Source organism: Bradyrhizobium sp. BRP56 (assembly GCF_020194035.1).
GTDB classification, from domain to species: Bacteria; Pseudomonadota; Alphaproteobacteria; order Rhizobiales; family Xanthobacteraceae; genus Bradyrhizobium; species Bradyrhizobium australafricanum.
Genome location: NZ_JADYVV010000052.1, coordinates 56755 through 66019, shown reverse-complemented (window position 1 = coordinate 66019; position 9265 = coordinate 56755). Strand labels below are relative to the sequence as shown.

The 9265-nt window shown below is 64.4% G+C and carries 9 protein-coding genes and 1 pseudogene; 5 read left to right on the top strand and 5 right to left on the bottom strand.

Annotated elements, in window-relative coordinates:
• Positions 1-242 precede the first annotated feature (242 nt).
• Together I6F38_RS30250 and I6F38_RS30245 are read right to left on the bottom strand one after the other, a co-directional pair.
• Positions 243-1253 (bottom strand): aldo/keto reductase, encoded by a 1011-nt coding sequence (locus I6F38_RS30250; protein ID WP_225162970.1) that lies wholly within the window; start codon positions 1251-1253, stop codon positions 243-245.
• Positions 1254-1359: 106 nt separating this feature from the next.
• The gene (locus tag I6F38_RS30245) at positions 1360-1785 is read right to left on the bottom strand and encodes a PaaI family thioesterase (protein ID WP_225162969.1); all 426 of its coding nucleotides are present in this window, start codon (positions 1783-1785) and stop codon (positions 1360-1362) included.
• A 92-nt stretch (positions 1786-1877) separates the two neighbouring features.
• Here I6F38_RS30245 and I6F38_RS30240 point away from each other — a divergent pair, with 92 nt between their 5' ends.
• Complete coding sequence (locus I6F38_RS30240) at positions 1878-2507, top strand: CoA pyrophosphatase (protein WP_225162968.1); 630 nt, start codon at positions 1878-1880, stop codon at positions 2505-2507.
• Between the two features lie 363 nt (positions 2508-2870).
• Positions 2871-4067, top strand: coding sequence for a hypothetical protein (locus I6F38_RS30235; protein WP_225162967.1), 1197 nt, complete (start codon positions 2871-2873; stop codon positions 4065-4067).
• 117 nt (positions 4068-4184) lie between these two features.
• Here I6F38_RS30235 and I6F38_RS30230 read toward each other — a convergent pair whose 3' ends face one another.
• Complete coding sequence (locus I6F38_RS30230) at positions 4185-4484, bottom strand: hypothetical protein (RefSeq protein WP_016845604.1); 300 nt, start codon at positions 4482-4484, stop codon at positions 4185-4187.
• Between the two features lie 203 nt (positions 4485-4687).
• Between I6F38_RS30230 and I6F38_RS30225 the strand changes: the two genes are divergently transcribed.
• Complete coding sequence (locus I6F38_RS30225) at positions 4688-5167, top strand: hypothetical protein (RefSeq protein ID WP_225162966.1); 480 nt, start codon at positions 4688-4690, stop codon at positions 5165-5167.
• Between the two features lie 19 nt (positions 5168-5186).
• Positions 5187-6089: a CoA ester lyase gene (locus I6F38_RS30220; RefSeq protein ID WP_225162965.1), complete on the top strand. Its 903-nt coding sequence runs from the start codon at positions 5187-5189 to the stop codon at positions 6087-6089.
• Positions 6090-6101: 12 nt separating this feature from the next.
• On the opposite strand, the gene I6F38_RS30215 is transcribed toward I6F38_RS30220, so the two are convergent.
• On the bottom strand, positions 6102-7316 hold the full coding sequence (locus I6F38_RS30215; RefSeq protein ID WP_092087896.1) for an EAL domain-containing response regulator: 1215 nt from the start codon (positions 7314-7316) through the stop codon (positions 6102-6104).
• A gap of 552 nt (positions 7317-7868) precedes the next feature.
• Positions 7869-8000, bottom strand: a pseudogene (locus tag I6F38_RS30210) (MFS transporter); the annotation flags it as partial.
• Between the two features lie 147 nt (positions 8001-8147).
• Between I6F38_RS30210 and I6F38_RS30205 the strand changes: the two are divergent.
• Positions 8148-9095: a TAXI family TRAP transporter solute-binding subunit gene (locus I6F38_RS30205; RefSeq protein WP_225162964.1), complete on the top strand. Its 948-nt coding sequence runs from the start codon at positions 8148-8150 to the stop codon at positions 9093-9095.
• Positions 9096-9265: the final 170 nt, after the last annotated feature.

Here is a 9265-nt window from a genome sequence, read left to right as displayed (position 1 = left end):
ACCCGAGGTGCTCCCTGACAAAGGCCACGCCTCGTTCTACACCGATTCCATCAAACCAATCAGCAGGGACCAAACACCTTGCGGGGGAGGGTGGGGGTGGGGGCTCTCTCCACGAGTCGCATCGCGGAGAGAGCCCCCACCCGCATCGCATGAAATGCGATGCGACCTCCCCCGCAAGCGGGAGAGGTGCAGTGAGTCTGCCGTTGACGCGATGCAGCCTAACTTCGTCGCCGCTGGTGGATCTATCCGCTCCGCGCGCGACGCCCCTCGATCGGATAGGCGGGGTCGTTGAAGCCCGGCGTCGAGGGATGGCCGGTGACGACGAGGCGGTCGATCAGGGCTTCGTCCTCGGCGGTGAAGCGATAGTCGAGCGCGCGGATGTAGTCGTCCCATTGCGCTTCGGTGCGCGGCCCCGCGATCACGGCGCTGACGAACGACGAGTTCAGTACCCAGGACACCGCGAACTGCCCGGCGGTGATGCCTTTGCTCTCGGCGTGGCGCTTGATCTCCTGCGCGAGCTCGAGCGATTCCGGCCGCCACTCGGTCTGCATCATGCGCTTGTCGTTGCGCCCCGCACGCGTGTCCGCGGGTGGCGCCGCGTCGGGCGCGTATTTGCCGGTAAGCACGCCGCGCGCCAGCGGGCTATAGGGCACGATGCCGAGCCCGTAATAGGCGCAGGCCGGGAAATGCTCGACCTCCGGCATCCGGTTCATCGCATTGTAATAGGGCTGGCTCGCGACCGGACGGTCGATGCCGAGCCGGTCGCAGATGTTGCAGATCTCGGCGACGCGCCAGGCGCGATAGTTGGAGACGCCGAAATAGCGCACCTTGCCGGCGCGGATCAGGTCGCCCATCGCGCGCACCGTCTCGTCGAGCGGCGTAGTGTGGTCTTCCTTGTGCAGATAGTAGACGTCGATGTAGTCGGTGCCGAGCCGCTTCAGGCTCTCGTCGGCGGCCTGGAACACCCAGCGACGCGACAGCCCGCCGTGGTTAGGATCGTCGCCGATTGGATTGGCGAGTTTTGTCGCGAGCACCCAGTTCGACCTTCTGTTCGAGATCGCGCGTCCGACGACCTCCTCGGACTTGCCGCCATTATAAGCGTCGGCGCTGTCGATGAAGTTGATGCCGGCCTCGCGCGCCTTCGCCACGATCCGCGCCGAGGTCGCCTCGTCGGTCGGTCCGCCGAACATCATGGTGCCGAGGCAAATCGGCGAGACCTTCAGGCCGCTGCGGCCAAGCTGGCGATATTGCATCGGACTTTCCCTTCCTGCGGTCATTCCGGGGCGATGCGCAAGCATCGAGCCCGGAATCTCGAGATTCCGGGTCTGGTCCTTCGGACCATCCCGGAATGACAAAGGATCAACTCTCGTTCTTCAAAATCTTGAACACGCCGTTGGCCATCGCGATACAGCGCTTGTCGACGGTTACCTCGGCCGTGATGAAGATCAGGCTGCGGGTCGAGCGTACCACGCGCGGCCGCGTCGTCAGGATCTCGCCGATCTTGCCGGCCTCGACGAAATGGGTGTCGAGCTGCACGGTTGCAAGCGTCGGCTTGCCCGAGACGTAGCGTGCGGCCATGCCGCAGGCGCGGTCGGCGAAGGTCATGATCACGCCGCCCTGCATGAGGCCGCGGCGATTGTGGTGCTTGTCCTCGGTGATCAGCGCGAGTTCAAGCGCGCCGTCCTTCAACCGTTCCCACAACGGGCCGATCAGCGTCAGGAAGCCCGTGGTTTCGGCGATCTTCCAGCCGTCGGATTTGAGTTTGTCCGCGGCCTTGGCCGTCATGAGGAGGGGTCCGTTGCTTGCTGATGATTGATCGCAGGAGGCATGTGGTCCGAGTCATTTCATCAAACGCTGTTGTGTTGTAGTCAAGGTCAATGGCCCGCACATTTGACGATGCCACCCGGCGGAATATCGCAGAGCTCTGTGCCGCATTCGCACGCCTGGCGCCGGCGGACGCCGCGCCGACGCTGAAGCGCGCGGCGGTCGCGATCGCGCTGACCGAAGGCGACGACGGCGGCGGCACGGCGTTCCTGTTGACCCGCCGCAGCGCGCGCCTGCGCGCCCACAGCGCGCAATGGGCGCTGCCGGGCGGGCGCTGCGATGCCGGCGAGACGCAGGCCGAGGCCGCGCTGCGCGAGCTGCATGAGGAGCTCGGGCTCGCGCTGTCGGAGCGCGACGTGCTCGGCATGCTCGACGATTATCCGACGCGGTCCGGCTATCTGATCACGCCGGTCGTGGTCTGGGCCGGTGCGCATGCGGCGATCACGCCGAACCCGGACGAGGTCGCCTCCGTCCATCGCATCGGCCTCGATGCGATCGAGCTGGAGGACGCGTTCAGCTTCGCCACGATCCCGGAAAGCTCGCGCCGCGTGATCCGCTTCCGGCTCGGCGGCCAGCAGATCCATGCGCCGACCGCCGCGCTGATCTATCAATTTCGCGAGGTGCTGGCCGGCCGCAGCACCCGCGTCGCCGAACTGGAGCAGCCGGTATTCGCATGGAAGTAGCGACGATGACGCTATTTGTGACGCCGCTTGCGGGCGTTCATCTTCATTGATTTCCCCTGCGCACCAGGCGAATGCGCCGTGGCCTCCGGTTCCGGAGGCGCCCGCGACACATTCTCGTAACAGGTGAGGCGTGAACGCGTATCCGGAAACGACCCGCAGTCCGGACGCTCGGCGCGCGCCGGTGCGGCGAGCGTCAAAGCGCAGGCGGCGGCGAGCCAGAGTGCCATTCTCATCGCGATCTCCAAGGCTTTCCTCGGAGAACACCGCATTGTGGCGAATATTCTGCATCGATCGCGGCATCCGGCCGCTGCGATCCGGACAATTCCGGGCTGACTTCGCGGCCGTGCTTGCTACAACGAGGCCATGCGCCCGCAATTGATTCGCCTGTGCCATGGATTTGTCGCGCTCGCGCTCGCCGCCGGCGCGCCGTCCGTATCTGCCGGCGAGGCCGGTCCGCTGCCGCCTTCCGTCGCCAATGCGATGGCGCAGGCATCGCCGCAGGCGATCATGGAATATCGCCGCAAGCTGCAGGAATATCAGGAGGCGCGCGCTGCCTTCGAGCAGGACGCGAGCGCCTATTGGAACGCGATCGCCGAGAAGAGGCGCGGCCGCAATGCCAAGCGGCGCGACCGCGTGCAGATCTCGCTGGACGATTACGTGCTGCAGCAGCCGCCGGTCTATGAGGGTCCGAAGCGGCCGGTCAATCCGGCTCCGGAAGAAGAGGAAGGCAAGCCGCCGCGTCCGCCCAAGACGCTTCCGGTGGCCTCGGATCTGGTCAGGGCGGCGGCCGAGCAATTCCAGTTCACGCCGCAGCGGCCGGCCAGCGAGGTCGAGTTCAAGCGCGCCTATGCGCGTTACGCGCGCGCCGCGGGGCTGACGCCGGAGCAGGCGGTGCGGGTCTATTCGTTCGAGACCGGCGGCACCGGCACCTACGACGTGCAGGCGGGCATCGAGCACGGCGGCAAGCGCGCGATCTCCACCGCGATGGGCTACAACCAGCTGCTCACCACCAACACCGTCGAACTATTGGCCGAGCAGGGCCATGAATTCGTGCGGGACCTGACCGAGCGGGTTGCGAGGACGCAGGGGCCCGCGCGCAAGGCGATGGAGCACAAGCTCGCGGTGCTGAAGAAGATGGTCGCGTTCACCCGCACCGTGCCCGACGACTGGTCGGCGCATGCGCGCCTCGCCGATACGCCGCAGGGCTGGGCGTGCCATGCCATGGTGCTCGACATCGATGTCGGCCCGATGCTGCAGACCCACAAGCTGCTGACCTCGGTGATCTTCGCCCGCAACAAGGGCTACAGCCGGCCGCTGACGGCGGCCGAGCTCGAGATGATGAACCTGACCGGCGACGGCACCGGGCTCGACATGGTGACCATGCCGCAGGCGATGCGCGAGCAGGTGCCGACCGCGAATTTCTTCCAGCGCTCCGGCTACGAGCGCAACCCGGTCGCCATCCGCCACAACACGGTGGCCAGGCTGCTTGCCGTCACCAATGAGCGGATGGATTTCAACAGCAACAAGCCGGGCGCGAAGGAATTGGCCGCGACGTTCTGACGCCTGCCGAAAACCGCTAGGGCATTTTCGGTTCTGATTGAATCAGAACCGAAGCCCTAGACTCTTCTTGACGCGTTTTCTTGACGCGGACCGGCGTCCACTTCGCTCGAAAACGCTCTAATTCGAGCCGAACTTGAACTTGCCGTCGCCCTCGAGATAGGGCCCGGAGCGCATGTAGAGCTGGCCGTTCTGGCCGATGAAGAACAGCGTCCCCTTCGGCACCTTCTTGGCGCCCTTCAGCAGCGTGCCGGCGTTGTTGGTGCCCATCTTGTAGGACCAGGTCTTGCCGTCCTTGTCATAGGCGTAGCCCATGTCGGGCTTCAGCTCCCACGGCGCAGCCTCCTGCGCGAACGCGCAGGTCGTCAGCGCGGCAAACGCCGCAGTCGCAATAAAAGTCTTGGTCAAAAAATGCGTCATGATCCACCTCCGGCCGAGAAAACGGCGTCGTCCCCACATTTTTGAACAAATCACGAACGATGTTCGCGCGTCAATACGACAATCGGCGCGACCGCTCGCGGATCGGCGACTTTGTGATTTCCCGCATCAAGCTTGGCGACTATTTTCGCGTTACCGTTTACAAGCGCTTTGATTGCCGGAAACACTACCTTGGGATGATCAGGATGAACCACGTCATGAAGATCGGAATCGGTGTCGCTCTGTCGTTCATGACGCTGGCGTCAGTCGCGCAGGCGGACGAGTTCAGGCTCTCCAACAACCAGCGGATCTCCTGCAGCCGCGGCCTGTCCGCCGGCAAGCTCAATACCGCGACCTGCAAGTCCTACGCCTACCTGTTCAACGCCAAGACCTCGGAATACTTCCGCTGTCAGGTCTCGCTGGCGCTGACGCGGGACAACAAGGAGGTCATCAACGTGCAGGCCGACGGCGGCTGCACCAAGAAGCCGCGCATCTTCGAGACCGACGGCAATTACACGTTCGATGCCACCGAGACCGAGCCGCCGAACACCAACTCGTTCTTCGGTCCGGGCGGCTATGCGATCTGGGCAAGCGACGTCAACACCCAGAAGATCCGCGGCTGCATCACCATCTCGTCCGGCCTCGGCTCCGACATCTCGAAATGCCTCGACATGACGTTCCAGTGACGGCGGCGCGGGCCGCGTGATGCGCAAGCTGCGCCCGGCTCCGCTGTGCCGCTCCTGGCTGTTTCTCGAAGGCGCCAACGAGGACGTGCTGCAGCACGCGGCCGCCAGCGGCGCCGACGTGCTGATCCACGAGCTTGAGGATTTTACCCCGCCATCGCTGCGCCCGAAGGCGCGGGCCTTGGCGGCCGAGCTCTACGCGGCCTGGCGCGACCAGGGCGTGATGGTCGCGGTCCGCGTCAATCCGCTGGACCAGGACGGCATCGACGATCTCGCCGCCGTGATGCGCGGACGTCCCGATTTCGTCGCGCTGCCGAAGGTCGCAGAGCCGGACCATGTCGTCAGGCTTGACGAGGCGGTGACGCGGTTCGAGCGCGACTACGGTATCGCCGAGGGATCGACGTCGCTGCTGCCGAATATCGAGTTCGCGCGCGGTCTGGTGCAGACCGGTGCGATCGCCATGGCGAGCCGGCGCGTCATCGGTTGCCTGATGGCCTCCGAAGACCTCGCCGCCGATCTTGGTGCCGAGCGCGGCAGCGACGGCCTGGAGCTGGCTTACGCGCGGCAGCGCTTCATCGTCGAATGTCGTGCCGCTGATGTCGTCGCGGTCGATTGTCCCTACACCTGGAGCGACGCTGAAGGCGTCGAACGCGACACGATCTGGGCGCGGCGGCTGGGTTACGCCGCAAAGAGCCTGGTCGATCCCGCGCATGCCTCGATCGTCAACGGCGTCCTGACGCCGAGCGAGGAGGAGATGCGCCGGGCGGGCAGGATCGTCGCGGCGTTCGAAGCGGCGCGGACAAAGGGCTTTGGGCGCGTCGAACTTGACGGCTCGCTGCTCGAGGTCCCGACCTATTCCAATGCAAAACGCCTGATCGCGCGCGGCGAAGCGCTGCGCGCAGTCGATCGTGACGTTCGAGCTTGACGACGCCGCGCCTCAGGAGGCCGGCTCTTTCTCCGAGAAGTGCATGCGTGAGCGGGCGAACTTCTTGACGCCCATCGGCTTGCCGAACAGGTAGCCCTGGACCTGATCGAAATCCATCTCGTGCGCGGCGAGAAAGTCCGCGCGCGTCTCGACCCCCTGGGCCACGACCTGCGCGTCGTTGTCGTGGGCCAGCTCCACGACACGCCGGCACACCGTCTGCTTCAGGCGCTGATCCGCGCAGCCGGTGACGAATTGATGGTCGACCTTGAGCTGGACGAACGGAAAGTTCGGCAGTCCCAGCAAAGACGGCCAGTTCGCGCCGACATTGTCGATCGAGATGCCGATATTGTGCAGTCGAACGCGCCGGGCGACATCGATCGCCAGATCCAGATGATCGACCACGTCGGTGCTGTCGATCTCGATCAAGAGGCCCGCGAACGCCGCATGATCCGGCATCCGGTAACAGAGCTCGCGCACGGCATGATCGTCGGCGAGGAAGGAGATCGGCAGGTTGATCGAGAGATTGACCGGCCCGGTCTGCTCGAGGAGATAGCGCCAGTCCTCGATTGCGCGCTCGATCACGAACTCGGACAGCGCATGAAAATGCGGATCGCTTTCGTCCGGAATGAAGTAGGCCGGCGGCACGACGCCCCAGGCCGGATGGCGCATCCGGATCAGCGCCTCGGCGCCGCTCGGCACCAGCGTCCGGAGATGAATTTTCTGCTGATACCACAGCTCGAGCCAGCCGGCCTTCAGCGCTTCGGGCACGTCCACCGCCGGGCTCGGCGCGGGTTCAAGCGGCATCAACGACGCAAGACTGTCGCGAAGGGTCCCGGCGCTGAACGGCGTCGAGAGCGCCGGCAGCATGGCGATGCCGTACTCGTCGCCGATTTGCCGGACCGCCTTGACGATGATCGAGTCCGGCTGCCCGATGACGAGGACCTTGCCGCCATAGTCCTTTCTCACCAAAGTCTCGAGAATTTTACTGACTTCGATGCCGTCCACGGACACGCCGAGCACCAAAAGATCGGGCCGTTCCGCGTCCAGAACGGTGTCGAGTTCCAACGCCTGGCTGCATTCACTGGTGATGAAGCCGAGGTCCTCCAGCGCTTCGGCGAGGAAGGTCCGAAGGTGTTTTTTGCTGTCCGCAATGCATGCGCGTGGGGTCAGCTTGCGATGTCCGAACCAGCCGGCTCGCGTGCGTTCGATGTGACTGATGTGATTCATGCCCCGCCTTATCCGTAATTACCCCGGCTTGACTCGTACATCCTAGAGCGGCGGCAATCATGGAAATTTCTGGTTCATACATTGATTGCCTCGCTAACCTTAAAGGATTCAATTCGATTCAAATCACGCTGGAATCGCGACGTCTCACCGCTGTTACACGTGCAACAAATGCGTCATCTGACATTCATAAGCGCGATCGCGTCCGACTTTGCGCATCGACGGAAACACTGTGCGCGTGTGTCATCGAGAGACGGCGTTAATGACTGTGTTGTCGCGTCGACGCAGACGCGGAATTGCGTCATTGTCGGACATCAGGTCGCATCATGCGGAGTGCTGCGTGGAGCGCCGATGGCGAATCAGATCACCCGTTTTGTGATGCCAATGCAGATGTGCGTGACGTCGTCGTTGCCGCTCGCAACGTCTCCGGCATCAACGCGCAGTAGCCGATCAGCGCGGCACAAGCGACGGCTGCAAGGAACAGGAATGCAGCAACAATGAATCCGGCGACAGCGGTGCTCGGGCCGACAGCTGGGGCCGCAAGCCGATCTTCGCTGCTTCGTTGCGGCCGGTCCGTGCCGCGAACGCTTTGGGTCCGACAATGACGAGTGTCACCGCGGCGATCGCCGGCGCGAATACCGAGCCGTTAGCGGCCGCCAGCGCCCGGGTCGCGGCAACCAGCTCGAAGCGGTCGCCCGGTCGCGCGGAGAGTTCCCGCGCAGGTAAAGTGGTGTTGCTATCGGGGATTTCCGCCGCGCATGCGTCATTTGGATGGGTTGACCCGGCGGGGGTGTCCGGCCAATTTCCGGCCGGCTTAAGGGGAGAATAATACTCATGAATTCCAAGTTGATGGCTGCTGCGATCGTGGCAGCCAGCGTTTTGTCCGCGCCTGTCGCACAGGCCGAGCAGTTCATTAACGTGCTCACCGGCGGCACCTCCGGCGTCTACTATCCGCTCGGCGTCGCGATGGGGAAGATCTACGGCGACAAGATCCCGGGCGTGAAAACCCAGGTGCAGGCGACCAAGGCCTCGGTCGAGAACCTGGTGCTGCTGCAGCAGGGCCGCGGCGAGATCGCCTTCACGCTCGGCGATTCGCTCAAAGCCGCCTGGGAAGGCGACGCCGAAGCCGGCTTCAAGAACAAGCTCGACAAGCTGCGCACCATCGGCGCGATCTATCCGAACTACATCCAGATCGTCGCGACCGCCGAGAGCGGCATCAAGACGCTGGCCGATCTCAAGGGCAAGAGCCTGTCGGTCGGTGCGCCGAAGTCCGGCACCGAGCTCAACTCGCGCGCGATCCTCGTGGCCGCCGGCATGAGCTACAAGGATCTCGGCAAGGTCGAGTACCTGCCGTTCGCCGAATCGGTGGATCTGATGAAGAACCGCCAGCTCAACGCCACGCTGCAGTCCGCCGGCCTCGGCGTCGCCTCGCTGAAGGACCTCTCGACCTCGAGCGAGATCACCGTGGTCGCCGTGGCGAAGGAGACCGTCGACAAGATCGGCCCGCCCTTCGTCTCCGTGATCATCCCGGCCAACACCTATACCGGCCAGGACAAGGACGTGCCGACCGCTGCGGTCGTGAACTACCTCGTGACCTCGAGCGCGGTGTCGGACGATCTCGCCTATCAGATGACCAAGCTGGTCTACGAATCGCTGCCGGAACTCGCCAACGCCCACGCCGCGGGCAAGGAGATCAAGCTCGAGGCCGCCGCGACCGGCAGCCCGGTGCCGCTGCATCCCGGTGCGATCCGCTATTACAAGGAGAAGGGCCTGATCAAGTAAGGCCGGTTACGCTTCGAGGGTGTCATGGCCGGGCTTGACCCGGCCATCCATCTTTCTAAAGAGCTCATTTTTCGATGGATGCGCGGGTCAAGCCCGCGCATGACGTGCGGGGGACGCGGCCCAAGCGCCACGCAGGTACTATGGACGTCGCGGACACGGCGGGGGACTGA